The following is a 24,195-nucleotide window of genomic DNA, read 5'->3' as shown; positions in this document are numbered from 1 at the left end:
ATGTTCGGGGCATGCCGCACACGCTGCACACGCTGCCGAAGTCCGAGACCGAGCCCGACGGCTCAGCCGTCATCCGGGCCCTCAGCTACAACATCCGCTCGCTGCGCGACGACGAGGAAGCCCTGGCCCGGGTCATCCGCGCCTGCGCCCCCGACCTGGTGTTCGTCCAGGAAGCACCCCGGTTCTTCCGCTGGCGCAAGCACGCGGCGAGGCTCGCCGCCAAGACCGACCTCGTGGTGCTGGGAGGCGGAGCCACCGCGGCCGGACCGCTGCTGCTCTGCTCCCTGCGGGCCTTCGTGGAGCGCACCGAGGACGTACTCCTCCCGCGTACCCCCGGCCTTCACCGCCGGGGCCTCGCCACCGCCGTCGTCCGCTTCGGCGCCGCCCGCGTCGGGGTGGTCAGCGCCCACCTCTCACTGGACGCGGCGGAGCGGCAGGCGCAGGCGCAGCTCCTCCTGGACCGGGCCGCCGCCCTGGGCGCCCCGCACGTGATCGCGGCGGCCGACGTCAACGAGGCGGCGGGGGGCCCCGCCTTCGGCCGCCTGTCGGGAGCGCTCCAGGACTGCTGGACGGTCTCCCCGTGGGGCGACGGCGACACCTTCCCCTCGACGGCCCCGAACCGCCGCATCGACGCCGTCTTCGCCTCCCCGGGGGTCGAAGTCCTGGCCTGCGGAGTCCCGACCGGCCTCCCGGGCATCACCACCCCCGACCTCCACGCCGCCACGGACCACCTCCCGGTCCTGGCGGCGCTGCGGCTCCCGGCGGGGTGAGCCCGGTGCGGGCGGGCTATCTCCCCCTCGAGGGTTTACCCACCCGCCCCGGGGCGCGGACCGGGGGGGTGGGCGGTATCCCCACGGACCGGATCAGAGCAGGTTGGGGGCTTCCCGTCAGTCCCATCGTCCTTCCGGTTCGGGCCGGCCTGTCAAGGGCGCTCCTTCGTCGCGTCGCTTCGCGATCGCCTTCGGCGACCCTTGACAGACCGACCCGCCCCGGAAAGCCGAAAGACTGCCGGGAAACCCCCAAAGAAACGGGACGGTCCAGAGGAGGGCGGACGGGCGTCTCAGCGCTGAGACGAGGGACCGGGCGCCGGCCCGCCGGGCATCCGGGCCCTCAAGAGTCCTGATTCCGTGCCGGGTGCGCGGCTACCCGCACCAGAGGTTGATCAGAGCGGCCTACGGAGCCCCCAGACGCGACAGATCGCTACGCGCTCCCCCCGTCTCAGCGTCCGGCGACCGCCTTGGGCTGATACCTGCGCCAGAAGACGAACAGGGCAGCCGAAGGAGACGGGGGCGCGTCAGATCGCTACGCGCTTCTCTGGTCTCGGCGTCCGGCGGCCGTCTTGGTCTGGTCCGGGGCGGGTTCGACGTTGGTGGCGGCGGTGGTGAATTCGCGGCCGCAGGCGCCTCGGATGTAGGCGAGTTCCATCCAGCGTTCGATGCCGGTGTCGGAGACGTTCTCGTTGATCACGGCCATGAGGATGCCCTCGGTGCCGGAGGCGATGTCTCGGACGCGTCGGTGGAGGAGGCGGTGGGGGACGTACTCGTAGCACTCACTCATCGGACGCCGCCTCGAAGGTGCTGAGGAAGCGCTCCCAGCCGGCTGTTGCCCGGTCAAGCAGATCGGCGCTGGGTCCGAACGTGGCTGGCACCCTCTCGATGGGCACCTCGCAGATGCAGTTGTGCGTGATGAGGTCGGTCACGGGTCGACTCCTCCATAGGTCAGTGGTGTCACCCATCAGCCTGGACTCGTCCCAACCGCGCGGGAATGGCCGTTTGTTGCACTTCCGCTGTACTTGCGTCTCCCTTCGTCGGTCTGCCGTGGTTCGATGACGGCGAGAAGGGAGCGGCGTGTGGCGACCGTGCACCACTGGACCGGGCTGGAGGCCAAGGCACTCCGGCTGGCGCTGCGGCTGAGCGTCCGCGCGTTTGCCGATCACCTTGGCGTCGGAGTGCGGACCATCTCCAAGTGGGAGAAGCTCCGTGCGTCTACCGAACCTCGCCCGGACACCCAAGCGATTCTTGATACCGCTTTGGCCCGTGCGGACGCTGCCGCCCATCTGCGGTTCGAAATGTTTCTGTCCGACGCCGGAGGCTCCAGGACGATCCGGTCGGTGACGTCCACAGCTCCACTCGCCTGGGAGTACGAATCCTGGGCTGATGACCTGGACCGGGTCGTGGTGGCGCTCAATCAGCAGGACTTCGCGTTCGCCGACTGCCTGCTCACCAGGTGGCTGAGCCGTTTCAACCGACCCGAGCTGGACGAGAGGGGCCTTTACCTCTTCGCCCGCTCGACCACTTTGCTCGGTGACCTCAAGCGGTATCGGGGAACGCCCGTCGGGCTGCAGTCCGCCCAACACTCCTATGCCGGTGCGCGCGCCGTCTTCACACACCTCGACATCCCTCGCCGTGTGGCCCAGCTCGACCTGTCCCTGGCGGTCGTCATGGAAATGTCCGGCAAGCTGGAGACGGCTGCTCGAGCCTACGAAAGCCTGGCTGTCGATGACCGGCTTTCTCCCCGCGACCGCGCGAGTGCCCGATTGTGGGTGGGGACGGCGCTGAGCAAGGACGGGCGGCACGACTACGCGACGCGTGTCATGACCTCCGCGACGCGTGACTTCGAGGACCTCGCCGAACCCGAAGACTGGTCGGTGGCACACCAGAAACTCGCGCTCGCCCGCCGCGATGCCGGCGACCTCACCGCCGCACTCCGGTTCCTGGACATCGCCTGTAGCACGGGCACCGTGCGGTCCCCGATGCAACGGGTGCAGCTCACCACCGCTCAAGCACACATTCTTCGCACTGATCCCGCCACCCGTGACGAGGGCCTCCGCCTCCTCAATGAAGCCGCGAAGATCGCCGCCAAGGCCGAGCTCGGACATCAACTCCGTAGCATCGATGCCATCAGGCGGACGTGCGAGGGAGCCTTCAAACCCCTACATCACCGACCAGGGAGCAGGTAGTGGCAGACGGACGACCGCAGGAGATCACCGAGAATCAGCGGCAGGCCGCCGAGCTGATCTGGGACTACCACCACATGCGTCACGACCTTCGCCCGTGCGATGTCGCGATCGCTCTGGGCTGCAACGACCTCGGCGTCAGCACCTACGCCGCAGACCTATACAAGGCCGGTTTTTTCCCCACGCTCGTGCTCACCGGTGGCAACAGCGCGGCCACCAGAGACGTGTTCCCCCGGGGAGAGGCCGTGCACTTCCACGAACAGGCCCTTGCGCTCGGTGTTCCCGCCCACGCGATGCTGCTGGAACCGAATGCCGCCAATACCGGTCAGAACATCGCTTTCACCCGCGAGGTGCTGACCACCGCCGGTATTCGGCCCCGCTCCGTGCTGCTGCTCTGTATGCCGTACATGGAGCGGCGGGCCTTCGCCACCTGCCGCCAGCAATGGCCCGAGGTCGAAGTGGTGTGCGCTTCTGCCCCCTTGTCTTTCGACGCCTATCTCAAGGGCATGGGCGACGAGGAATCCGTGATCAGCATGATGGTCGGCGACCTGCAACGTGTGATCGAGTACCCGAACCATGGCTTCGCCATCGCCCAGGACGTACCGCAGGACGTGCATGCGGCATACAAGTCCCTGGTCCGGGACGGCTTCACCGGTTGCCTCCTCACCCCGTGATAGTCGCTACTCGAAAGGAGCACGTGTGAGCGAGGGATTCGGCCTGGTCGTGCGCTTCTCCCTACGTGATCAGGAAGCTGCGAAGGCGTTCGACGCGCTCTGTGCGGTCACCCTGGAAGGCATCAAGGGGGCGGAGCCCGGAACGCTGACCTACATGGTGCACGTCCCGGAGGGTGAACCCCTGCAGCGCGTGTTCTACGAGCTGTACGCGGACCGTCAGGCTTTCGCTGCTCATGAGGCGCAGCCGCACACCAGGCACTTCCTTGCCCAGCGGGAGCAATACCTTGCAGGCGTCGAGGTCACCTTCCTTGACGCGATCACGGGGAAGAGGGCCGAACGTACGGGCAGCGTGGATTGACGTCTATGAGCGGACTCAATGCCGCTTCATCCGGAGGTATCCCTAGACGGCCGCCGGCCGCCGAGATCAGAGAAGCGCGTAGCGATCTGACGCGCCTGTCGGATGCCTAGGTGGATCTGTTCGTCCTTAGGTGCGGGTATCAGCCCGGGACGGTCGGCGGACGCTGAAAAAAGAGGAGCGCGTAGCGATCTGTCGCGTCTGGGGGGTCTGGAGGGGGCTCTGATCAACCTGTCGTGCGGGTAGTCGCGCCCCTGGCCCGGAATCAGGACACCTGAGGCCCCGGATGTCGGGCGGGCCGGCGCCCGGCGCCGCGTCTCAGCGCTGAGGGACCCGCTCCTCCAAGGATCGTCCGTCCCGTTTCTTTGGGGGTTTCCCGGCAGTCTTTCGGCTTTCCGGTTCGGGTCGGTCGGTCAAGGGTGGCCGAAGGCCATCGCGTAGCGACGCGACCGAAGGGAGCGCCCTTGAGGGACCGGCCCGAACCGGAAAGCCGATGGGACTGACGGGAAGCCCCCAACCATCGATGAGACCGCCCCAGGGGATCCCGCCCCCCCGGCCCCACCCGCACCCGGGGGTGGGTGGGCAACTGCCGGGGGGAGACCGCAGGTTCGCGCGTCAGACGACCGCGCCGCGGCCCGGGTCGTCGTCATCGTCGTCGTCGCCCGTCGACATGCGGGCGATCAGGGTGGCGAAGCCGCCCAGGAAGCCGCCGATGCCCAGGGTGGTCAGCCACCAGGTCATGTCCCACTGGAGCAGCACCGCCAGCAGGAGCAGCACCGGTCCGCCGACCACCGCGAGCCAGGCGAACTTCGCCGTCGTGTCCGCCTCCGGCAGCTCGGGCTCCGGCGGGACGAAGTGGCCCTCGTCCGTCGGCTCGGCCGGGGTGTGGTCGCGGGGGCCCGGCGCCGGGGTGGGTACGGGGACGCCCGCGCCCACGCCCGGGGCGAACGTGATCGAGCTGCCCAGCTCCGGCCTGGGCTCGGGCTTCGGCTCCGGGGCCGGGTCGGCCGTCGCGGTCTTCGGCTCGGGCTTGACGTCCTCCTCCGGCAGCATCAGGTTCTCGATCGGCCGGAACGGCCTCGCGCCCGGCGGGTCCGGCGGTTCCTGCCCGTACCCGGCGACGATCGCGGCCCACGCCGCTTCCTCGTCCAGCGGGGGAACGCCCCCGGAGGACTCCTCGTGCTCAGCCACCGCTGGCCGCCCCCTCCCTGCCGACACTCTTCGCGAGCCGCCCGATGAACGCGTAACTGTCCGCGAAGATCCGCTCCGCGTCATGGTCCAACGTCGCCACGTGGTAGCTCTGTTCCAGCAGGGTCTCGGTGACGTCCGTCGAGGACACGCGGGACAGGATCCGCGCCGAGTCGACCGGCGGGACCACGTGGTCCTGGGGGCTGTGGAGCAGCAGCACCGGCTGCGTGACCTGCGGCAGCTCGGTGTCCACGAGCCGGAAGAACTGCCGCAGCGAGTGCGCGGCCTTCGTCGGGACGCGGTCGTAGCCGACCTCCACCGAGCCGGGCTTCGCGATGTCGCTGGCGATCCCCGGCGTCGACCGGATGAAGTGCTTGGCCACCGGAAGGGCGACGGCCAGCGGGTCGTGCACCTTGTTGGCCGGGTTGACGAGGACGATGCCGCTGATGGCGTCACCGTGCTTGGCGGCCAGCCGCAGGGTCAGCGCGCCGCCCATGGAGAGGCCGAAGACGAAGACCTGCTCGCACCGCTCCAGGAGCTCGCGCAGCGCCCGGTCGACCTCCGCGTACCAGTCCCGCCAGCCGGTGAGCTGCATGTCCTGCCAGCGCGTCCCGTGTCCGGGGAGCAGCGGGAGCGAGACGGTCAGCCCGCGCTCGGCCAGGTACTCGGCCCAGGGGCGGAGCGACTGGGGCGAACCGGTGAAGCCGTGGCAGAGGAGTACGCCCACCTCTCCGCCCTCGTGGCGGAACGGCTCTGCTCCAGGGAGGACGGGCACCAGGGTCTCCTTCGAAGGGTGGGGGGTGCGTTGCGCTGTGTGACTTCACCGTACGCGACCGGGATGACACCGACCAGGGCCGTCGGGCGCTCCGCGCGGGCCCACGGGATATGGTCTGTTCGACAGACACAGGAAGGCTTTCGAGTTGATCTACGGCGCAATGAAGTTCTCCATCGGGGGTTCCCTGAAGCTCGCCTTCAGGCCGTGGGTGGAGGGCCTCGAGAACATTCCCGCCGAGGGGCCGGCGATCCTCGCGAGCAACCACCTGTCCTTCTCCGACTCCTTCTTCCTGCCGGCCGTGCTGGACCGGAAGGTGACCTTCATCGCGAAGGCGGAGTACTTCACCTCCCCGGGCGTCAAGGGCAAGCTGACGGCTGCCTTCTTCAAGGGCGTCGGCCAGCTCCCGGTGGACCGCTCCGGTGCGCGCGGTGCGGGCGAGGCCGCCATCAAGAGCGGCATCGAGGTCATCGAGCGCGGGGAGCTGTTCGGTATTTACCCCGAGGGGACGCGTTCACCCGACGGCCGCCTCTACCGCGGCAAGCCGGGCGGTCTGGCCCGGGTGGCGCTGGCCACCGGCGCGCCCGTGATCCCCGTCGCGATGATCGACACCGAGAAGATCCAGCCGCCCGGCAAGGTCGTCCCGAAGCTGATGCGTCCGGGCATCCGGATCGGCAAGCCGCTGGACTTCAGCCGCTACCAGGGCATGGACGGGGACCGCTTCATCCTCCGCTCGGTGACCGACGAGGTCATGTACGAGATCATGAAGCTGTCCGGCCAGGAGTACGTGGACATCTACGCGACGGCCGCGAAGCGGCAGATCGCGGACGCGGAGAAGGCGGCCAGGGAGAGCGGCAAGGCGGCCGACAAGGCGGCCAAGGCCGAGAAGGCCGAAGCGGAGCAGGCCGAGAAGGCCAAGGGAGAGACGGGCGCGCAATAGCGCGCGCGGCGGGCCGGCCGGGTGGGCGGGCCCGCGGGGACGGGGCGGGTGGGGGAGATGGCGAAGCGCGAGCGCGTCGTACGGATGTCGGTCGAGCAGCCGCTGTGGCGGGCCCTGACCGCGTACCGGCTGCTCACCATGGTCTACGCGGCCCTGCTCTTCGCGGCGGCCTACCGCAAGTTCGACCAGCCGATGGTGGCGGCGGGCTACCTCGCCCTCCTCGCCGTCTGGACGCTGGCCACCCACCGCCGGGTGGCCAACGCGGCCAGCTGCACCAGGGGCTTCCTCGTCGCCGACCTCGCCGTCGCGCTGACCGGCATCCTGCTCACGCCGCTCGCCGACACCCATGAGCGGATCACGGGGGGCGGCCCCACCCTCCCCAGCATCTGGACCGCCGGCTCGGTCCTGGCCTTCGCCCTCAAGGGCGGCTGGCGCTGGGCCGGTTTCGCCTCGACCTTCGTGGCCGCCGCCAACCTCGTCATCCACGGCGGCGACCCGACCCGGGACACCCTGCACAACGTGCTGCTGGTCTGGGTGGCCTCCATCGCCATCGGCTACGTCGTCGAGGTCGCCCGCGCCAGTGAGGCCACCCTCGCCCGCGCCCTGGAGATCGAGGCCGCGACCCGTGAGCGCGAGCGCCTCGCCCGCGACATCCACGACGGGGTCCTCCAGGTCCTCGCCATGGTCCAGCGGCGCGGCACCGAGCTGGGCGGCGAGGCCGCCGAGCTGGGCCGGATGGCCGGGGAGCAGGAGGTGGCGCTGCGCACGCTGGTCTCCAGCGGGCTGGTGCGGCCGTCCCGGGTCTCGCGTGACGGGGCGCTCGGCGCGCTGGTGGACACGTACGAGGTGGAGGAGTCCGGCGCGGAGGAGGCCGAGCTGGACCTGCGCTCGCTGCTGGCCCCGCACGCCGGCTCCCGGGTGAGCTTCGCCGAGCCGGGCAGCCCCGTGGTGCTGCCGGCGCCCGCCGCGCGGGAGCTGGCGGCGGCGGTCGGCGCGGCCCTGGACAACGTGCGCAAGCATGCCGGGGAAGGGGCCAGTGCCTGGATCCTGGTCGAGGACTGGGGCGACGAGGTGATCGTGACCGTACGGGACGACGGCCCGGGCATCCCGGCCGGCCGGCTCGACCAGGCGGAGGGCGAGGGGCGGATGGGCGTGGCCCTGTCCATCCGCGGGCGCCTGCGCGACCTCGGCGGCAGCGCCGAGCTGGTGTCCGTCCCCGGACAGGGCACCGAAGTGGAACTGAAAGTACCGAGGGGGAGGACCCAGTGAACGACGCCGACAGCGAGCTCCAGCTCCAGCTGCGGGACATCAAGGTGATGGTCGTCGACGACCATCCGATGTGGCGGGACGCGGTGGCCCGCGACCTGGCCGCCGCGGGCTTCGACGTCGTCGCCACGGCCGGCGACGGGCCGGAGGCGGTACGCCGGGCCCGTGCGGCGGCGCCGCGGGTGCTGGTCCTCGACCTCAACCTGCCGGGCATGCCCGGGGTGCAGGTCTGCAAGGAGCTGGTCGGCGCCGATCCCGCGCTGCGCGTGCTGGTGCTGTCGGCCAGCGGGGAGCACGCCGACGTCCTGGAGGCGGTGAAGTCCGGGGCGACGGGCTACCTGCTCAAGTCGGCCGGGGCGCAGGAGCTGATCGACGCGGTGCGCCGTACGGCGGCCGGAGACCCGGTGTTCACGCCGGGCCTGGCCGGCCTGGTCCTCGGCGAGTACCGGCGGCTGGCCACCGACCCGGCGCCGGCCGCCCCCGACGTGCCGAAGGCGCCGCAGCTGACCGACCGGGAGACCGAGGTGCTGCGGCTGGTGGCGAAGGGGCTGTCGTACAAGCAGATCGCGGAGCGGCTGGTGATCTCCCACCGCACGGTGCAGAACCACGTGCAGAACACCCTCGGCAAGCTCCAGCTGCACAACCGGGTGGAGCTCGTCCGGTACGCGATAGAGCGCGGGCTCGACGACGCGTAACCCGTTCGTACGTCGTACTTACTTGCACCCCGGCTCCCCGTACGAGTGAACGGGCGTGCGCAACGCCCGCCATTTCCGGCGGAATTGGGCTTTCCGCACCCCTTGCCGTGACCTGGGTCACCACTAGCGTGCCCGTCATGGCGAAGGGAGATTCCATGAAGGTCGGAGTGCTCACCGGCGGCGGCGACTGCCCCGGACTCAACGCGGTGATCAGGGGCGTCGTCCGCAAGGGCACGCAGGAGTACGGATACGGGTTCGTCGGCTTCAAGGACGGCTGGCGGGGACCGGTCGAGGGGGACACCGTCCCGCTGGACATCCCCGCCGTCCGGGGCATCCTGCCCCGGGGCGGCACCATCCTCGGCTCCTCGCGCACCAACCCGTTCAAGACGGAGAACGGCGTCCGGGCCATCAAGGAGAACCTCGCCAAGTTCGAGGTCGACGCGCTCGTCGCGATCGGCGGCGAGGACACCCTCGGCGTGGCCGCCCGGCTCTACGAGGAGTACGGCGTCCCCTGCGTCGGCGTGCCGAAGACCATCGACAACGACCTCTCGGCCACCGACTACACCTTCGGCTTCGACACCGCCGTGGGCATCGCCACCGAGGCCATCGACCGGCTGCACACCACGGCCGAGTCCCACATGCGGGTCCTGGTCGTCGAGGTCATGGGCCGGCACGCCGGCTGGATCGCCCTGCACTCGGGGCTGGCGGGCGGCGCCAACGTCATCCTCATCCCCGAGCAGCGCTTCGACGTGGAGCAGGTCTGCGCCTGGGTGACCTCCCGTTTCAAGGCCAGCTACGCGCCCATCGTGGTGGTGGCGGAGGGGGCCATGCCCAAGGACGGCGACCTGGTCCTCAAGGACGCGGTCTCCCGCGACTCCTTCGGGCACGTCCGGCTGTCGGGCGTGGGCGAGTGGCTGGCCAAGGAGATCGAGTCGCGGACCGGCAAGGAGGCCCGTACGACGGTCCTCGGGCACATCCAGCGCGGCGGCACCCCGAGCGCCTTCGACCGCTGGCTCGCCACCCGCTTCGGACTGCACGCGATCGACGCGGTGCGCGACGGCGACTTCGGCAAGATGGTCGCGCTGAAGGGGACGGACATCGTCCGCGTGCCGATCGCGGAGGCCACGGCGAAGCTGAAGACGGTCGACCCCGCGCTGTACGAGGAGGTCGGGGTCTTCTTCGGCTGAGGCCGGCGCCTGCGCCGGCGCCGGCGCCTGCGGGGCCGGGCCACGGGTCGTATCGTGACGAAACGACCCGTGGCCGACGACCTGTGGGGAGCGAGCGAGCGTGGAGATCCTGGCCTTCAGCGTGACCGCCGACGAGAAGCCCCTCCTGGAGCGCGCCTTCGAGGAACACTTCCAGGGGCGCCACGAGGTCCGCTGCCTCGACGTCTTCCTCGGCGAGGACACCGCGCCGATCGCCGCCGGGTACGAGGTCGTCTCCTCCAGCGTCAACGCCGACCTGCACGGGCGGGTCCTGCGCACCCTGGCCGCCGGCGGCACCCGCATGATCGCGCAGCGCTCCACCGGCTTCAACAACATCGACCTGGACGTGGCCCGGCAGCTCCGGATGACCGTCAGCCGGGTCTCGTACTACTCCCCGTACTCGGTGGCCGAGTTCGCCTGGACCCTGGCCCTGGCCGTGAACCGGCGGATCGTCCGGGCCTCCAACCGCACCCGGGACTTCGACTTCCGCCTGAACGGCCTGATGGGCCGCGACCTGCGGGGCCGCACGGCCGGGGTCCTCGGAACCGGCAAGATCGGCGAGGCCTTCACCCGGATCGCCCACGGCTTCGGCATGAAGCTGCTGGGCTGGGACCTCGCGCCGAACCCGGCGTGCGTGGAGCTGGGCATGACGTACGTGGACAAGGACGAGCTGTTCGCGTCCGCCGACCTGATCAGCCTGCACGTGCCGCTGCTGGAGGCCACGCACCACATCGTCGACGCGGCCGCGCTGAAGTCGATGCGGGACGACGTGGTCCTCGTGAACTCCAGCCGGGGCGGGCTGATCGACACGGAGGCCCTCGTCGCGGAGCTGCGGGCGGGCCGCTTCACGGGGGTGGGCCTGGACGTGTACGAGGCGGAGGCCGGGGTCTTCTTCACGGACCGCTCCCTGGAGGCGGTCGAGGACGACACGCTGGCACGGCTGGTCACGTTCCCGAACGTGGTCGTGACCAGCCACCAGGCGTACTACACGCTGGACGCGGTGGGGCAGATCGTCGAGGCGACGGTCAGGAACGTGGCGGACCATCTGGCGGGGCGCCGCTCCGAGAACACCCTTGCTCCTCACGGGGGCTGATCGGTGCGGGCGGCCCGCTGCGCGGGGCTGCTCCCCGCCCCGCCCTTCGCCCGTTCCCCGGGGCTGCGCCCCGGACCCCCTGGGGGCTCCGCCCCCAGACCCCCGCGCCTCAAACGCCGGCGGGGCTGAGATGTGCTGCGCACATCCAGCCCGCGCGGCGTTTGAGCGCGACGGGGTCCGGGGCGGAGCCCCGGTTCTTTCAGCCTCGCCGGCGTTTGAGGCGCGGGGGTCTGGGGCGGCGCCCCTGGGAACGGTGGAAGGGCGGGTAGGGGACCGGCCCCGCAGGGCAACGGCCCCCCGGCTATGCCGGCTCGGCGGGGGCGCCCGCCAGCGTGCGGAGCAGGGTCGAGACGACGTCCGCCCCGCGGAGGGTCAGGACCGACTCCGGGTGGAACTGGACGCCCGCGAAGCCCCGCGCCACGCAGCGGACCGCGTGGACCTCCCCCGTGAGCGCGTCACGCGACACCTCCACCCCGTGCGCCGCCAGCTCCGCCTGCGCCTCCGCGTCGCACGAGGCCGCGTACGTGTTGTAGAAGCCCACCACCTCCGGCGTCCCGAACAGGTCGACCACCACCTGCGCCCCCTGCGCCGGCGCGGCCTTCCGCACCAGCGGCAGGCCCAGCTCCGCCGCGATCAGCTCGTGCCCGAGGCACACCCCCAGCAGCCCCCCGCGGTGGGAGGTGAGCAGCTCCCGCGCCAGCCCGCGCAGCATCCGCATCCTGGGGTCGGCCGCGTCCGCCGGGTCGCCCGGGCCCGGACCGAGGACGACCGGGCCGTCCCAGGCCAGGGCGAGGGATCGCAGCCCGGGGTCGTCGTAGCGGCGTACGGTCACCTCCAGCCCGGCCACCCGCAGCACGTGGGCCAGCATCGCCGTGAAGGTGTCCTCCGCGTCGATCACCAGCGCGTGCCCGGCCGCGTCCGCCGGCCGCTCCTGCATGCGGAGCCAGAACGGTGCCAGGTCCGCCCGCCGCGCGGCGAGGGCCGCCTGCACCCGCGGGTCGTCGGCCAGCCCGGCCGCCCCGGCGGAGGGGGCCGGCCGGGGCGCGGCCGGGCGGACGCCCAGGGCCGCCAGTACCCCGGCGGCCTTGGCGTGGGTCTCGGCCACCTCGCCGAGCGGGTCCGAGTGGCGGACCAGGGTGGCGCCGACCGGCACCCGCAGCGCCCCGTCGGGGGCGATGTCGGCTGTGCGGATCAGGATGGGGGAGTCCAGGGTCTGGGCGCCGGACGCGTCCAGGCCGAGCAGCGCCAGCGCGCCCGCGTAGTAGCCGCGGCCGCCGCTCTCGTACCGTTCGATCACCCGGCAGGCGTTCTGTACGGGCGACCCCGTCACCGTCGCCGCGAACATGGTCTCCCGCAGCACCTCCCGGACGTCCAGCGAGGAGCGTCCGCGCAGCTCGTACTCGGTGTGCGCGAGGTGGGACATCTCCTTCAGGCGGGGGCCGACGACGACCCCGCCCATGTCGCCGACGGTGCACATCATCTTCAGTTCCTCGTCGACCACCATCGACAGCTCCTCGGTCTCCTTGCGGTCGGCGAGGAAGGCGAGGAGCGACTCGGCGGTCGGGCCGGAGTCCGGGTAGCGGTAGGTGCCGCTGATCGGGTTCATCACGACCGTGCCGCCGGACATCCGCACGTGCACCTCGGGGCTGGCGCCGACGAGGGTGCGGTCCGGGGTGTGGACCACGTACGTCCAGTACGCGCCCCGCTCTCCCTCCAGCAGCCGCCGGAACAGGGCCAGCGCGTCGGCCCGGCCGAAGCCGTTGATCCGGCCCCCGTAGGTGCGCCGGATGACGAAGTTGGCGCCCTCGCCGCGGCCGATCTCCTCGCGGATCACCCGGTCGACGGTGGCCGCGTACTCCTCGTCGGGGACGTCGAAGCCGCCGCCGTCCACCCGGACGTGGTGGGCCGGGAGCCCGGCCAGGGCCTGTGCGAGCGGGATCTCGTACGCCTCCTCGGCGGTCAGCACGGCCAGCGGCGTGCCGTCGTCGCGTACGTCGAAGCCGCGCTCGCGGATCTGCCGGAAGGGGACCAGGGCGAGGGTGGGGAGCTCCCGTACGGGCAGGTCGGCGAGCCGGCCGGCCTCGTGGACGGGGCCGAGGAGCACCTCGACGGTGTCGTGGTCGCGGCCCGGGGTCCGCCGGCGCAGCAGGGCGAAGGGCGGGGCGGAGTCGTCGAGGAGCCGGGCGAGATCGAAATCGGGGCGGGGAGGGGTGAGGGGAGTGGGGCGGGTCATGGGGGCGTCCTTCCGGTGGGTGTCGGAGGGAGGGACGGCCGGCCCGTGTCGGCACACGCAAAAGGCCGCCCCTCGGGGCGGCCTGCGCTTCGCTCGTGTCAGTGGGTACGCGAGAGGAGTGGGCCGCCGGGAGCGGGCCACCACCAGTTCAGGTTGGCGTGCGCGTACATGGGAGGCACCCTAGCCCACGGGGACGCCGTTCCGCCGCATCTGACTTTTTCCGACATGTGAACCTTGCATTCCGTTCATCCCGGGCCCCACGGCCTTCGAACGACACCGTCTCATCAGGTGGGCGTCCGGCCGGACACGGTGATTGACGACGTAATGTGTACGAGGTGACCGTGAACGCTGAAAACCAAGCCCTCGCCGCCAAGGCGACCTGGCGAGACCTTCCCGCGGCGCAGCAGCCTTCGTACCCCGATGCCGAGGCCCTGCGCGCTGTCGTCGCGGACCTCGAGTCGTATCCTCCGCTCGTCTTCGCGGGTGAGTGCGACCAGCTGCGCGCCCGTCTGGGAGCCGTCGCCAAGGGCGAGGCGTTCCTGCTTCAGGGTGGCGACTGCGCCGAGGCCTTCGACGCCGTCTCCGCCGACCACATCCGCGCCAAGCTGAAGACCCTGCTCCAGATGAGCGCCGTCCTCACGTACGCGGCCTCCGTGCCCGTCGTGAAGGTCGGCCGCATCGCGGGCCAGTACTCCAAGCCGCGCTCCAAGGACACCGAGACCCGCGACGGCGTCACCCTGCCGACCTACCGCGGCGACTCCGTCAACGGCTTCGCCTTCACCGAAGAGGCCCGCGTCCCGGATCCGGAGCGCCTGAAGCGCATGTACCACGCGTCGGCCTCGACGCTGAACCTGGTGCGCGCCTTCACCACCGGTGGTTACGCCGACCTGCGCCAGGTGCACGCCTGGAACCAGGACTTCGTGAAGTCCTCCCCGTCCGGGCAGCGCTACGAGCAGCTCGCACGGGAGATCGACAACGCCCTGAACTTCATGAAGGCCTGTGGCACCGACCCGGCCGAGTTCAAGGCGGTGGAGTTCTACTCCTCGCACGAGGCGCTGCTGCTCGCCTACGAGGGCGCCCTCACCCGTACGGACTCGCGTACCGGCAAGCTGTACGACACCTCCGGCCACATGGTCTGGATCGGTGAGCGCACCCGCCAGCTGGACCACGCGCACATCGAGTTCTGCTCGCAGATCGCCAACCCGATCGGCATCAAGCTCGGCCCGACGACCACGGTCGACGAGGCGCTGACGTACATCGACCGCCTGGACCCCGAGCGCGAGCCGGGCCGGCTGACCTTCGTCGTCCGCATGGGCGCCGACAAGGTCCGCGACAAGCTCCCCGAGCTGGTCGAGAAGGTCACCGCGTCCGGTGCGACCGTCGCGTGGGTCACCGACCCGATGCACGGCAACACCTTCGAGGCGGCCTCCGGCCACAAGACGCGTCGTTTCGACGACGTGCTGGACGAGGTCAAGGGCTTCTTCGAGGTCCACAAGGCGCTGGGCACCCACCCGGGCGGCATCCACGTCGAGCTCACCGGTGACGACGTCACCGAGTGCGTGGGCGGCGGCGACGAGATCTTCGTCGACGACCTGCACCAGCGCTACGAGACGGCCTGCGACCCGCGGCTCAACCGCAGCCAGTCCCTGGACCTGGCCTTCCTGGTCGCCGAGATGTACCGCGACCAGTAGTCGCGATCAGTAGGTGCCTTCCTACGACGATGGGGCGCGGATCGATGTGATCCGCGCCCCATCGGCGTACCGGGGTCTTTTAGGGGACCCTAACTTTGGGTACGGTTAGGTAAGCCTCACCGAATAGGGGATGGCCTGCCGAACCGTTCCGCTCCAGGGAGGTGAACCGCGTGTACGTCTGCTCTTGCTTCGGCATCACCGACAAGCAGGTCAAGGAACACGCGGCCGCCGGGGCCTGCACCCCCCGCCAGATCGCCTCGGCCACCAAGGCCGGCACCGACTGCGGCTCCTGCGTGCGCACCATCCAGGGCATCCTCGGCCGTGGGGCCTGCCCCCGCCGGGAGCTGCTGGAGAAGGGCGACGCCGCGGCCGTCCTCGCCGCCGAGCCCGCCGCGGCACCCGCACCGCAGCTGGTGGAAGCCGCCTGAGGGCTGCTGCTAGCTCGGCTGCTCGATGAGCTGCGCGATGTACAGCGCCTCGCCGAGGGACTCGATGAGCTCCAGCTGGGTGTCGAGGTAGTCGATGTGGTGCTCCTCGTCCTCCAGGATCTCCTCGAAGAGGCGGGCGGACGTGATGTCGCCCTTCCCGCGCATGACCTCGATGCCGCGCTTGAGGCGGTCGATGGCCTCGACCTCGACCTGCCGGTCCGCCTGGAACATCTCCGTGATGGTCTGCCCCACGCGCACGTGGAAGAGGCGCTGGTAGTTCGGCAGGCCGTCGAGCATGAGGATGCGCTCGGTGAGCTTGTCCGCGTGCTTCATCTCGTCGATGGACTCTTCACGCGTGTACTTGGCGAGCTTGGTCCACCCCTTGTTGTCCTGGATGCGGTAGTGCAGCCAGTACTGGTTGATGGCCGTGAGCTCGCCGGTCAGCTGCTCGTTGAGGAATTCGAGGACCTCGGGGTCGCCCTGCATCGCAGAGGCTCCTTCCAAGCAATGTCAGCTAGTGAATGGGCTAGTGACGGGGCTGGTGACTGGCAGTGCGCGCATCCTCGCACTGCCGCCCTGGGGCGTCCAGTAAGTGCCTCCTTAGTGGGAGTTGCCGTGACTTGCCCGAATAGGGTCGTACCTGGTCGTGACCACACCGCCACGTCTGTCACCATGGAGGCATGGGTCAGCCGGAAAGCCGGGAATCTCCGGGAGCAGAGCAGCTCGAGCTCCCTCCGGGGCAGCGGTTGCAGAGGGGTTGGCCCGTCACCCACTACGGTCCCGTGCCCAAGTTCAAGCCGGATCGCTGGGAGTTCCGCGTCTTCGGTGCGACGGCGGACGGCGAGAAGCACTGCTGGAACCACGAGGAGTTCGCGGCCATGCCGTTCGACTCCGTCGTGGCCGACCTGCACTGCGTCACCAAGTTCAGCATGACGGGCGCCGAATGGGGCGGCGTGCTGGCGCGCACCGTCCTGGAACTGGCCCCGCCGGCCCCGCAGGTCACGCACGTGATGGTGTGGGCCGAGTACGGCTTCAGCTCCAACATGAGACTGGCCGACTTCGCCTCCGACCGGACCGTCTTCGCCACCCACATGGGCGGCGAACTGCTCACGGCCGAGCACGGGTTCCCGCTGCGGCTCGTGGTCCCGCACCTGTACGCCTGGAAGGGCCCCAAGTGGGTCCGCGGCGTGGAGTACATGACGGCTGACCGCCGGGGCTTCTGGGAGGAGCGCGGCTACCACAACATCGGTGATCCCTGGCGGGAGCAGCGCTACTCGTACCAGGAGGAACCGGGCGACGGCCCGGAGCTGTAGCTCTCGCCGTGGCTCACGGGCCGCCGTGGTCGGGCGGTACCCCCTGGTGGTACCCCCGTGGTGGGCTCAGTGGTGGTACTGGTGGACGACGGCGTGGCCCTTGCCGCGGCCGATCATCCACTTGTTGACCGGGGTGGTCAGGACGAAGGCGACGGCGAGCGAGATCGCCAGCACCGTCCAGAACAGCGGCTCCGACAGGTGGGCGTCCATCGCGCCGGGCCACAGGGCGATCACCCCGTTGTCGACCAGCTCCATGACCGCGATCGACAGGGTGTCCGCGGCCAGCGCCACCCGGACGGCCGAACGGAAGTCCACGCCGGCGGCGAGGATCCCGCGCAGGGTGAGCGCGTAGCCGAAGAAGAAGGCGAGGATGATCGCCAGGATCATCGTCGCGACGTTCCCCCAGCCCAGCGCGGTGCCGACGATCATCCCGAGCACCTCGCCGATGGCGCAGCCGGTGAGGCAGTGCAGGGTCGCCCGGGCCGCCATGGCCCAGCTGACCTTGCCGCCGGGGGTGTGGCCGGCGTGGGCGCCGTGGCCGTGGTGGCCCTCGTGGCCCTCATGGCCCTGGTGCTCGGGTCCGCTGTGGTGCTGGTGGTCTGCGTGGTGCTGGTGGTGCTCGTGGTTTCCGTGCTCGTGCTCCATGACAACCCCCGAGAGCCTGGGGAACGCCTGGCAGCGGTCCCGTCGGTACGACAGAACCGTATACCCCTAGGGGGTATTCCTCAACAGATCTTCAAAGGGGTCAGTGGAGGTCGCGGAGCTCCTTCAGGAGCGCGACGTCCGCCGCGTGCCCCTCCTTGCCGCCCGGCGTCTCGATGATCAGCGGTACGCCGTCCGTCTCCGGGTGCGAGAACAGCTCGGCGAAGGCCTCCCGGCCGATGTGGCCCTGCCCGATGTTGGCGTGCCGGTCCTTGTGGGCGCCGACGCCCTCCTTGGAGTCGTTGGCGTGGATCAGCTTCAGCCGGCCCGCGCCCACCGTCTCCACCAGCAGGTCCAGGGTCTGCTTGGTGCCGCCGGGCTCGGCGAGGTCGTGCCCCGCCGCGAAGATGTGGCACGTGTCCAGGCAGATCCCGAGCTTCGGGTGGTGGTCGAGCGCCTCGAAGTACGGGCCGAAGTCCCAGGTGCGCGAGCACAGCGAGGAGCCCTGCCCCGCCGTGGACTCCAGCAGCAGGAACGGGTCGTCGTCGTGCGTCAGCTCGTCCAGCAGCGGCAGCATGTGCTCCCTGACCTGCGCGTACGCCGCCTCTCGAGGGCGGCCCCCGGTGGCCGAGCCGGTGTGCACGACCACCCCGAGCGCGCCGATCTCCCGGCCCCGGCGCAGCGAGTGCCGAAGGGACTCCACGGACTTCTCGACGGTCGCCTCGGTGTGCGAGCCGAAGTTGATCAGGTACGGGGCGTGCACGTACGCCGGTACCGACTCCTCGGCGCACTGGGCGCGGAACAGCTCGTCCTGCGCCGGACTGCCGGTCGGAGTGGCCCAGCCGCGCGGGTTCGCGACGAAGACCTGAACGGCCTCCGCGCCCATGTCACGGGCGTAGGTGAGGCCGACCGAGGCCAGCCCGCCGGCGACGGGGACGTGCCCGCCCACGGGATTGCGTGTCACTGGAGCTCAGAGTCCCTTGGTCTTGACGGTGATCGTGCTGCCCTCGGGCGCGCTCTGGCCGGCGGGCACCGACTGGGTGTCCACGGTGTTGCTGAAGGAGAGGAAGGGGCGGTCCACCTTCACCTTGAAGCCCAGGGCCTCCAGAGTCTTGCGGGCCACTTCCACGTCCTGCCCGGCGACGTTCGGGACCTGCACCTGGCGGGGTCCCTTCGACAGGGTCAGCGTGACCGTGTCGCCCGCGGCGGCCTGGGTGCCGGCGGCGGCCGACTGGTTGGCGACCGTACCGGCCGCGGAGGGGGCGTTGACCTGGTCGGGGGCGATGGCCACCTTCAGGCCCAGCGCCTCCAGCGCTGCCCGCGCCTGGTCCGCGGACATGCCCGTCACGCTCGGGACCTGCACGGGGCGGCCCTTGCTGACCAGCAGCGCGACCGCCGAGTCGGGGGCCCGCTTCTGGCCGCCCGCCGGGTCGGTGCCGATCACCGAGCCCTGGGCGACGTCCTGGCTGAAGGCCTGCGTGACGATGCCGGGCGCCAGCCCCGCCTTCGTCAGCTCCTCCTTCGCCTCCTCCAGCGGCCTGCCCTTCAGGTCGGGCACGCTGACGACCTCGGGACCCCGCGAGACGGTGAGGACCACCGCGCCGTTGCCCCGGATCTGCTTGCCGCCGCCGGGGCTGGTCTCCATGACCGTCCCCCGCTCGAAGGCCGCGCTGAACTTCCGGTCGACCTGCTTGACGCCCAGACCGGCCGCCGACAGCTCGTCGCGGGCCTGGGCCTCCGTCTTGCCGAGGAGGTTGGGGACCTTGGTGAACTGCCCGGAGTTGATGTACCAGACACCGCCGCCGATACCGAGGACGAGCAGGACGGCGGCGATGACGAGCAGCATCCCGCGCTGGGGCCCCCGCCGCGGCGGGGCCTGGGCCGGGGCCTGCTGCCCGGCGACCGGCGGACGCTCCAGCCGCGAGGTGTGGTGCACGGGCCCGCCCTGCCCCACCGGCCGCGGGATCACGCTGGTGCGGTCCTCGGCGGCGGAACGCTCCTGCGCCCGCGCCTGCGGCGGTACGGCGTCCAGCTCGGCCTCGCTCAGCCGCGCCCGGACCTCCCGGGTCAGACCGAGCAGGGCGGCGGCGTCGTACGGACGCAGCTCGGGGCTGCGGGCGGCGGCGTGCGCGACCAGCTCGTCGAGCGCGGCGGGCAGCCCGGGTACGGCCGCCGACGGGGGCGGAACGTCCTCGTTGAGGTGCTGGTACAGCACCTGGGCGGGGGTGCCGCCGGTGTGCGGCTTGGCGCCGGTGAGCATCTCGTACAGGACGACACCGCAGGCGTAGACGTCCACGCGGGTGTCGGTGATCCCGTCCTCGATCTGCTCGGGCGCGAGGTAGGAGACGGTGCCGAGGACGGAGCCGGTGGTGTTGGTGGCCGAGTCCACGGAGCGGACGAGACCGAAGTCGGCGACCTTGACGCTGCCGTCGTCGCCGATCAGGACGTTCTCGGGCTTCATGTCCCGGTGCACGAAACCGGCCCGGTGGGCGGTGCCGAGCGCGGCGAGGACCGGCTCCAGGATGTCGAGCGCGGCCCGCGGCTGGAGCGCCCCGCGCTCGCGGAGGACGTCGCGCAGGGTGCAGCCGGAGACGTACTCCATCGCGAGGTACGTGTACGGGCCGTCCGTGCCCTGGTCGAAGACGGCCACGACGTTCGGGTGCGCCAGCCGGGCCACGGACTTCGCCTCGCGGATGAACCGGTCCACGAAGGCGGCGTCCGCGGCCAGGTCCGGGTGCATGATCTTCAGCGCGAGCACCCGGTCGAGCCGGGTGTCGACGGCCCGGTAGACCGTCGCCATTCCGCCGGCCGCGATACGGGCGTCGACGCGGTAGCGGCCGTCGAGCACGCGCCCGACGAGGGGGTCATCCAGGGTCGTATCCACCCGCCGATTCTACGAGCCGGGCTGCGGGGACCGTCCGGGGCGTCCACGCTTGCAGCGCAGCCGTGACATGGGGGGCGCGGCGGCGGGGGTGGGGGCGGTGTCCCCTGGGGCGGTCTCATCGATGGTTGGGGGCTTCCCGTCAGTCCCATCGTCCTTCCGGTTCGGGCCGGCCTGTCAAGGGCGCTCCTTCGTCGCGTCGCTTCGCGATCGCCTTCGGCGACCCTTGACAGGCCGTCCCGAACCGGAAAGCCGAAAGACTGCCGGGAAACCCCCAAAGAAACGGGACGGACGATCCTGGAGGAGCGGGTCCCTCAGCGCTGAGACGAGGGGCCAGGCGCCGGCCCGCCCGACATACGGGCCCCACATCTGCGATTCCGGGCCGGGTGCGCGACTACCCGCACGAGAGGACGAGCAGAGCAGCCCAGGGAGCCGACAGACGCGACAGATCGCTACGCGCTCCTCACATCTCAGCGTCCGGCGGCCGTCTTGGGCTGGTACGGGGGCAATACCAGCTTTGGGGCGGGATCAGTGCTCGGTGACCGCTTGCTGTAGCTGTGCAGTGATTCCCTGCCGGTCGATCTGGATCCAGTACTCGACAATGAGTCCGTCCTCGACGCGATAGACCGCGCTGGTCATCGCCGTGACCTGCGCACCGGTCGGCGGGTGGTGGTCCACCGGTCCGATGTGTCGCCCGTTCTGGGTCCAGCGGGCGTAGACCCGATCCCCTTCGGCGATGAGCTCGTCCACGGTCAGAGCGAAGGGGCCGTATGCGTCGAGCATCTCCTGGACGTGCTCGGTGTACTGCTGTGGCGTTCGCTCCACGACCACCGGTGCCTCCGAGACGACCTGATGGGCCCGGACCCGGTCGGCCATGAAGTGACCGGCTCGGTCAGGGTGCAGCCCAGATCGCACCTGCAGGAGGAACTGGCGAACGGTCTCCTTGGAATTGATCATTGGCGAAGTGTGGCACCCCGCTCAGGCTGCGGCAGGTCCGGGCCCTTCGATGAGGTGATGATCCGACCAGCCCCAGACGATCGCCGGCCGCCGAGACGAGGGGAGCACGTAGCGATCTGTCGCGCCCGTCGGGTCCCCGGGCTGCCCTGTTCGTCCTCTGGTGCGGGTATCAGCCACAGGCGGTCGTCGGACGCTGAGACGTGAGGAGCGCGTAGCGATCTGACGCGTCTGGGGCTTCCTGGGCTGCTCTGATCGTCTTCTCGTGCGGGTTGCCGCGCCCCTGGTCCGGAATCGCAGATGTGGGGACCGGATGTGGGCGGGCCGGCGCCCGGCCCCTCGCCTGGTCCCTGAGGCGGCCGCCCCTCCAAGGATCGTCCGTCCCGTTTCTTCGGGGGTTTCCCGGCAGTCTTTCGGCTTTCCGGTTCGGGCCGGTCGGTCAAGGGTGGCCGAAGGCCATCGCGTAGCGACGCGACCGAAGGGAGCGCCCTTGAGGGACCGGCCCGAACCGGAAGGACGATTGGACTGACGGGAAGCCCCCACCCCTCCCTGAGACGGGGTGAGGGGATCCCGCCCCCCGCCCCGCCCCCGCCCCGCCCCCACCCCGCGCCCCCGCTCAGAACGCCGGTCGTTCCGGGTCCAGGGTCGCGCGGCCCTCCACCGGGGAGGAGGCTTCGGCGAAGCGGCGTTGGGGGATGCGGCCCGCGCGGTGGGCCAGGCGGCCCGCCGAGACGGCGTCGCGCATGGCCGCCGCCATCAGGGCCGGCTGCTGGGCGCGGGTCACCGCCGAGGCGAGCATGACCGCCGCGCAGCCCAGTTCCATGGCCAGGGCGACGTCCGAGGCGGTTCCGGCCCCCGCGTCGAGGATCACCGGGACTCCGGCGCGCTCGACGATGAGCTCGAAGTTGTGCGGGTTGCGGATGCCCATGCCCGAGCCGATCGGGGAGCCCAGCGGCATGATCGCCGCGCAGCCCGCGTCCTCCAGCTTGCGGGCCAGCACCGGGTCGTCGTTGGTGTACGGGAGGACGGTGAAGCCCTCGTCGACCAGGACCTCCGCGGCGTCCAGCAGCTCGACGCCGTCGGGGAGCAGGGTGCGCTCGTCCGCGACGACCTCCAGCTTGATCCAGTCGGTGCCCAGGGCCTCCCGCGCCAGCCGGGCCGTGAGGACGGCCTCGCCCGCGGTGAAGCAGCCCGCGGTGTTGGGGAGTACGTCGATGTCCAGCTTGGACAGGACCGACAGGACGGAGCCCTGCACGGTGGGGTCCAGGCGGCGCATGGCGACGGTGGTCAGTTCGGTGCCGGAGGCGACGAGGGCGCGTTCGAGGACGTCCAGGCTGGGGGCACCGCCGGTGCCCATGATCAGCCGGGAGGTGAAGGTCCGGCCGCCCAGGGTGAAGTCGTCGTCAGCCATCTGCTCAGCCTCCCTGGACCGCGGTGAGGATCTCGATCCGGTCGCCCTCGTCCACCGGGGTGGCGGGCCACTGCCCGCGGGGTACGACGGTCTCGTTGAGGGCGGCGGCCACGCCGGAGGGGGCGCTGGTGAGGGTGGCGACCACCGCGTCGAGGGTGGTGCCGGCCGCGATCTCGCGCGGCTCGCCGTTGACGGAGATGGTCATGCGTAGGACTCCTGACGCGTGGTGGAGAAGCGGCGCGGGGTGAAGGGGCGGGCGATCTCCGGCACGGTGCCGGTGGTCAGCAGCTCCGCCATCACGTCGCCGGTGAGCGGGGTCAGCAGTACGCCGTTGCGGTAGTGGCCGGTGGCCAGGTGCAGGCCGGGGAGGTCGGTGGGGCCGAGCAGGGGCGCGTTGTCGGGGGAGCCGGGGCGCAGGCCGGCCCGGGTCTCGACGAGGGGGAGTTCGGTGATGCCGGGTACCAGCTCGTGGGCGTCGCGCAGGAGTTCGTAGACCCCGCCGGCGGTGACGGTGGTGTCCCAGCCGAGTTCCTCGCTGGTGGCTCCGACGACGAGTTCGCCGTTCTCGCGGGGCACGAGGTAGACGTGGCTGCCGCGGACGACGGCGCGTACCGTCCGGGACAGGAAGGGCGCGTAGGCGGGTGGTACGGCCAGGCGCAGCACCTGTCCCTTGACCGGCCGTACGGGCGGCACCGCTTCGGCGGGTACGCCGGCCAGTCGGCCGCTGAGCGAGCCGGCGGCGAGTACCACCTGGTCGGCGCGGAGCGCGGTGCCGTCGTCGAGGAGGGCTCCGGCGGCCCGGTCGGCGGTGACGGTCAGGCGCTCCGCGCGCGCCCGGTGGATCAGTACGCCCGCCCGTTCGCAGGCGGCCAGCAGGGCGGTGGCGAGGCGGCGGGGGTCGACCTGGTGGTCGCCGTCGACGCGGAGCCCGCCGCGTACGCCGGGGGCGAGCATGGGTTCCAGGCGGCGGCATTCGCGTCCGGTGAGCCACTCGGACTCCAGGCCGCAGCGGCGTTGGAGGGCGTGGAGTTCCCGCAGGTGGAGGCGGTCGTCGGCGTCGAGGGCGACGGCGAGGGTGCCGCAGGCGCGGTAGCCGAGGTCCATGCCGCCGCTGGCTTCGGTGAGCTCGGCGGCGAAGGCGGGGTAGCGGGCGGCGGAGGCGACGTTGAGGCCGAGCAGGGTCTCCTCGCCGTAGTGCAGTTCGGTGACGGCGGCCAGCATGCCGGCGGCGACGCGGGCGGCGCCGCCCCCGGGGTCGGGGTCGGCGAGTGCGGTGCGCAGCCCGTGGCGGGCCGCCCGCCATGCGGTGACCAGGCCGATGATGCCGCCCCCGATGACGAGGACGTCGGATCCCTTGCCGGATCCGTTCCTAGATGAGTGCATGGGCGTCCAGCCCCTCCCTTCGCCGGCATGACCCGGATCAGGTTCGTACGGTCGGAGGCCGGCCAGCCTCCCTCTCAGCCCGGTGCGCCCGGACTCCCGCGATAGGTACGGTGGC

25 protein-coding genes and 1 riboswitch are annotated in these 24,195 nt (G+C 71.2%); of the genes, 12 read left to right on the top strand and 13 right to left on the bottom strand.

Features of this window, described 5'->3' with window-relative positions:
- Positions 1–11: 11 nt before the first annotated feature.
- Complete coding sequence (locus D1J60_RS10205; protein WP_125820885.1) at positions 12–770, top strand: endonuclease/exonuclease/phosphatase family protein; 759 nt, start codon at positions 12–14, stop codon at positions 768–770.
- A 532-nt stretch (positions 771–1,302) separates the two neighbouring features.
- Here the strand turns inward: D1J60_RS10205 and D1J60_RS10200 are convergent.
- Positions 1,303–1,557, bottom strand: a complete 255-nt coding sequence (locus tag D1J60_RS10200; RefSeq protein WP_125820884.1) for a hypothetical protein — start codon at positions 1,555–1,557, stop codon at positions 1,303–1,305.
- Entirely contained in the window at positions 1,550–1,699 is a 150-nt protein-coding gene (locus D1J60_RS37210) for a hypothetical protein (protein ID WP_164720871.1), read from the bottom strand. The genes D1J60_RS10200 and D1J60_RS37210 overlap by 8 nt, the downstream gene beginning before the upstream one ends.
- A 150-nt stretch (positions 1,700–1,849) precedes the next feature.
- Here D1J60_RS37210 and D1J60_RS10195 point away from each other — a divergent pair, with 150 nt between their 5' ends.
- From D1J60_RS10195 to D1J60_RS10185, 3 genes are read left to right on the top strand one after another with little or no spacing between them, the layout of a single operon-like run.
- Complete coding sequence (locus D1J60_RS10195) at positions 1,850–2,959, top strand: hypothetical protein (protein ID WP_125820883.1); 1,110 nt, start codon at positions 1,850–1,852, stop codon at positions 2,957–2,959.
- On the top strand, positions 2,959–3,630 hold the full coding sequence (locus D1J60_RS10190) for a YdcF family protein (protein WP_241253202.1): 672 nt from the start codon (positions 2,959–2,961) through the stop codon (positions 3,628–3,630). The genes D1J60_RS10195 and D1J60_RS10190 overlap by 1 nt, the downstream gene beginning before the upstream one ends.
- A 25-nt stretch (positions 3,631–3,655) precedes the next feature.
- Entirely contained in the window at positions 3,656–3,988 is a 333-nt protein-coding gene (locus D1J60_RS10185) for an antibiotic biosynthesis monooxygenase (protein ID WP_241253201.1), read from the top strand.
- Between the two features lie 612 nt (positions 3,989–4,600).
- On the opposite strand, the gene D1J60_RS10180 is transcribed toward D1J60_RS10185, so the two are convergent.
- A complete protein-coding gene (locus D1J60_RS10180; RefSeq protein WP_125820881.1) occupies positions 4,601–5,176 on the bottom strand; it encodes a hypothetical protein in 576 nt (191 codons plus the stop codon).
- Positions 5,169–5,948, bottom strand: a complete 780-nt coding sequence (locus tag D1J60_RS10175) for an alpha/beta fold hydrolase (RefSeq protein ID WP_125604013.1) — start codon at positions 5,946–5,948, stop codon at positions 5,169–5,171. Before D1J60_RS10175 ends, D1J60_RS10180 begins: the two co-directional genes overlap by 8 nt.
- A gap of 160 nt (positions 5,949–6,108) precedes the next feature.
- Here D1J60_RS10175 and D1J60_RS10170 point away from each other — a divergent pair, with 160 nt between their 5' ends.
- From D1J60_RS10170 to D1J60_RS10150, 5 genes are all read left to right on the top strand, one after another.
- Positions 6,109–6,885 (top strand): lysophospholipid acyltransferase family protein, encoded by a 777-nt coding sequence (locus tag D1J60_RS10170; protein ID WP_125823951.1) that lies wholly within the window; start codon positions 6,109–6,111, stop codon positions 6,883–6,885.
- Between the two features lie 57 nt (positions 6,886–6,942).
- On the top strand, positions 6,943–8,154 hold the full coding sequence (locus D1J60_RS10165) for a DUF5931 domain-containing protein (RefSeq protein ID WP_164720870.1): 1,212 nt from the start codon (positions 6,943–6,945) through the stop codon (positions 8,152–8,154).
- Between the two features lie 47 nt (positions 8,155–8,201).
- Entirely contained in the window at positions 8,202–8,846 is a 645-nt protein-coding gene (locus D1J60_RS10160; RefSeq protein WP_042803204.1) for a response regulator transcription factor, read from the top strand.
- A 155-nt stretch (positions 8,847–9,001) separates the two neighbouring features.
- Positions 9,002–10,033: a 6-phosphofructokinase gene (locus D1J60_RS10155; protein ID WP_007263649.1), complete on the top strand. Its 1,032-nt coding sequence runs from the start codon at positions 9,002–9,004 to the stop codon at positions 10,031–10,033.
- Positions 10,034–10,133: 100 nt separating this feature from the next.
- On the top strand, positions 10,134–11,144 hold the full coding sequence (locus tag D1J60_RS10150; protein WP_125820879.1) for a 2-hydroxyacid dehydrogenase: 1,011 nt from the start codon (positions 10,134–10,136) through the stop codon (positions 11,142–11,144).
- Between the two features lie 301 nt (positions 11,145–11,445).
- Here the strand turns inward: D1J60_RS10150 and D1J60_RS10145 are convergent, their stop codons facing one another.
- A complete protein-coding gene (locus D1J60_RS10145; RefSeq protein WP_125820878.1) occupies positions 11,446–13,377 on the bottom strand; it encodes an anthranilate synthase family protein in 1,932 nt (643 codons plus the stop codon).
- A gap of 335 nt (positions 13,378–13,712) precedes the next feature.
- Here D1J60_RS10145 and D1J60_RS10140 point away from each other — a divergent pair, with 335 nt between their 5' ends.
- The gene (locus D1J60_RS10140; protein WP_125603656.1) at positions 13,713–15,068 is read left to right on the top strand and encodes a 3-deoxy-7-phosphoheptulonate synthase class II; all 1,356 of its coding nucleotides are present in this window, start codon (positions 13,713–13,715) and stop codon (positions 15,066–15,068) included.
- A gap of 170 nt (positions 15,069–15,238) precedes the next feature.
- Positions 15,239–15,496, top strand: a complete 258-nt coding sequence (locus D1J60_RS10135; protein WP_125820877.1) for a (2Fe-2S)-binding protein — start codon at positions 15,239–15,241, stop codon at positions 15,494–15,496.
- Positions 15,497–15,505: 9 nt separating this feature from the next.
- Here the strand turns inward: D1J60_RS10135 and bfr are convergent, their stop codons facing one another.
- Complete coding sequence (gene bfr / locus D1J60_RS10130) at positions 15,506–15,982, bottom strand: bacterioferritin (protein WP_037926968.1); 477 nt, start codon at positions 15,980–15,982, stop codon at positions 15,506–15,508.
- A 194-nt stretch (positions 15,983–16,176) separates the two neighbouring features.
- Here bfr and D1J60_RS10125 point away from each other — a divergent pair, with 194 nt between their 5' ends.
- The gene (locus tag D1J60_RS10125; protein WP_125603658.1) at positions 16,177–16,809 is read left to right on the top strand and encodes a sulfite oxidase-like oxidoreductase; all 633 of its coding nucleotides are present in this window, start codon (positions 16,177–16,179) and stop codon (positions 16,807–16,809) included.
- A gap of 66 nt (positions 16,810–16,875) precedes the next feature.
- On the opposite strand, the gene D1J60_RS10120 is transcribed toward D1J60_RS10125, so the two are convergent.
- The 7 genes from D1J60_RS10120 to thiO form a co-directional block, all read right to left on the bottom strand.
- On the bottom strand, positions 16,876–17,454 hold the full coding sequence (locus D1J60_RS10120) for a DUF4396 domain-containing protein (RefSeq protein WP_125820876.1): 579 nt from the start codon (positions 17,452–17,454) through the stop codon (positions 16,876–16,878).
- Between the two features lie 100 nt (positions 17,455–17,554).
- Entirely contained in the window at positions 17,555–18,415 is an 861-nt protein-coding gene (locus D1J60_RS10115) for a deoxyribonuclease IV (protein ID WP_125820875.1), read from the bottom strand.
- A 6-nt stretch (positions 18,416–18,421) separates the two neighbouring features.
- Positions 18,422–20,335 (bottom strand): Stk1 family PASTA domain-containing Ser/Thr kinase, encoded by a 1,914-nt coding sequence (gene pknB / locus D1J60_RS10110; RefSeq protein ID WP_125820874.1) that lies wholly within the window; start codon positions 20,333–20,335, stop codon positions 18,422–18,424.
- A 525-nt stretch (positions 20,336–20,860) separates the two neighbouring features.
- A complete protein-coding gene (locus D1J60_RS10105; RefSeq protein ID WP_125820873.1) occupies positions 20,861–21,289 on the bottom strand; it encodes an ester cyclase in 429 nt (142 codons plus the stop codon).
- A 613-nt stretch (positions 21,290–21,902) separates the two neighbouring features.
- Positions 21,903–22,697 (bottom strand): thiazole synthase, encoded by a 795-nt coding sequence (locus D1J60_RS10100; protein ID WP_125596326.1) that lies wholly within the window; start codon positions 22,695–22,697, stop codon positions 21,903–21,905.
- A gap of 4 nt (positions 22,698–22,701) precedes the next feature.
- Positions 22,702–22,902 (bottom strand): sulfur carrier protein ThiS, encoded by a 201-nt coding sequence (gene thiS, locus D1J60_RS10095; protein WP_125596323.1) that lies wholly within the window; start codon positions 22,900–22,902, stop codon positions 22,702–22,704.
- Positions 22,899–24,080: a glycine oxidase ThiO gene (gene thiO, locus D1J60_RS10090; RefSeq protein WP_125820872.1), complete on the bottom strand. Its 1,182-nt coding sequence runs from the start codon at positions 24,078–24,080 to the stop codon at positions 22,899–22,901. The genes thiS and thiO overlap by 4 nt, the downstream gene beginning before the upstream one ends.
- A riboswitch (TPP riboswitch) is annotated at positions 24,078–24,190 on the bottom strand. (Overlaps the previous gene by 3 nt.)
- Between the last annotated feature and the right edge of the window lie 5 nt (positions 24,191–24,195).

Origin of the sequence: Streptomyces sp. W1SF4 (assembly GCF_003950035.1) — a bacterium.
Taxonomy (GTDB): Bacteria; Actinomycetota; Actinomycetes; order Streptomycetales; family Streptomycetaceae; genus Streptomyces; species Streptomyces racemochromogenes.
Note: the sequence above shows the minus strand (reverse complement) of the source record. Positions and strands in the feature narration are given on the sequence as shown.

What these genes read in the sequence shown, in the direction of transcription:
- D1J60_RS10205 (WP_125820885.1), top strand. Translation starts at nt 12, where the DNA reads ATGCCGCACACGCTGCACACGCTGCCGAAGTCCGAGACCGAGCCCGAC.
- D1J60_RS10200 (WP_125820884.1), bottom strand. Translation starts at nt 1,557, where the DNA reads ATGAGTGAGTGCTACGAGTACGTCCCCCACCGCCTCCTCCACCGACGC.
- D1J60_RS10170 (WP_125823951.1), top strand. Translation starts at nt 6,109, where the DNA reads ATGAAGTTCTCCATCGGGGGTTCCCTGAAGCTCGCCTTCAGGCCGTGG.
- D1J60_RS10165 (WP_164720870.1), top strand. Translation starts at nt 6,943, where the DNA reads ATGGCGAAGCGCGAGCGCGTCGTACGGATGTCGGTCGAGCAGCCGCTG.
- D1J60_RS10160 (WP_042803204.1), top strand. Translation starts at nt 8,202, where the DNA reads ATGGTCGTCGACGACCATCCGATGTGGCGGGACGCGGTGGCCCGCGAC.
- D1J60_RS10155 (WP_007263649.1), top strand. Translation starts at nt 9,002, where the DNA reads ATGAAGGTCGGAGTGCTCACCGGCGGCGGCGACTGCCCCGGACTCAAC.
- D1J60_RS10145 (WP_125820878.1), bottom strand. Translation starts at nt 13,377, where the DNA reads ATGACCCGCCCCACTCCCCTCACCCCTCCCCGCCCCGATTTCGATCTC.
- bfr (WP_037926968.1), bottom strand. Translation starts at nt 15,982, where the DNA reads ATGCAGGGCGACCCCGAGGTCCTCGAATTCCTCAACGAGCAGCTGACC.
- D1J60_RS10125 (WP_125603658.1), top strand. Translation starts at nt 16,177, where the DNA reads ATGGGTCAGCCGGAAAGCCGGGAATCTCCGGGAGCAGAGCAGCTCGAG.
- D1J60_RS10120 (WP_125820876.1), bottom strand. Translation starts at nt 17,454, where the DNA reads ATGGAGCACGAGCACGGAAACCACGAGCACCACCAGCACCACGCAGAC.
- D1J60_RS10105 (WP_125820873.1), bottom strand. Translation starts at nt 21,289, where the DNA reads ATGATCAATTCCAAGGAGACCGTTCGCCAGTTCCTCCTGCAGGTGCGA.
- D1J60_RS10100 (WP_125596326.1), bottom strand. Translation starts at nt 22,697, where the DNA reads ATGGCTGACGACGACTTCACCCTGGGCGGCCGGACCTTCACCTCCCGG.
- thiS (WP_125596323.1), bottom strand. Translation starts at nt 22,902, where the DNA reads ATGACCATCTCCGTCAACGGCGAGCCGCGCGAGATCGCGGCCGGCACC.
- thiO (WP_125820872.1), bottom strand. Translation starts at nt 24,080, where the DNA reads ATGCACTCATCTAGGAACGGATCCGGCAAGGGATCCGACGTCCTCGTC.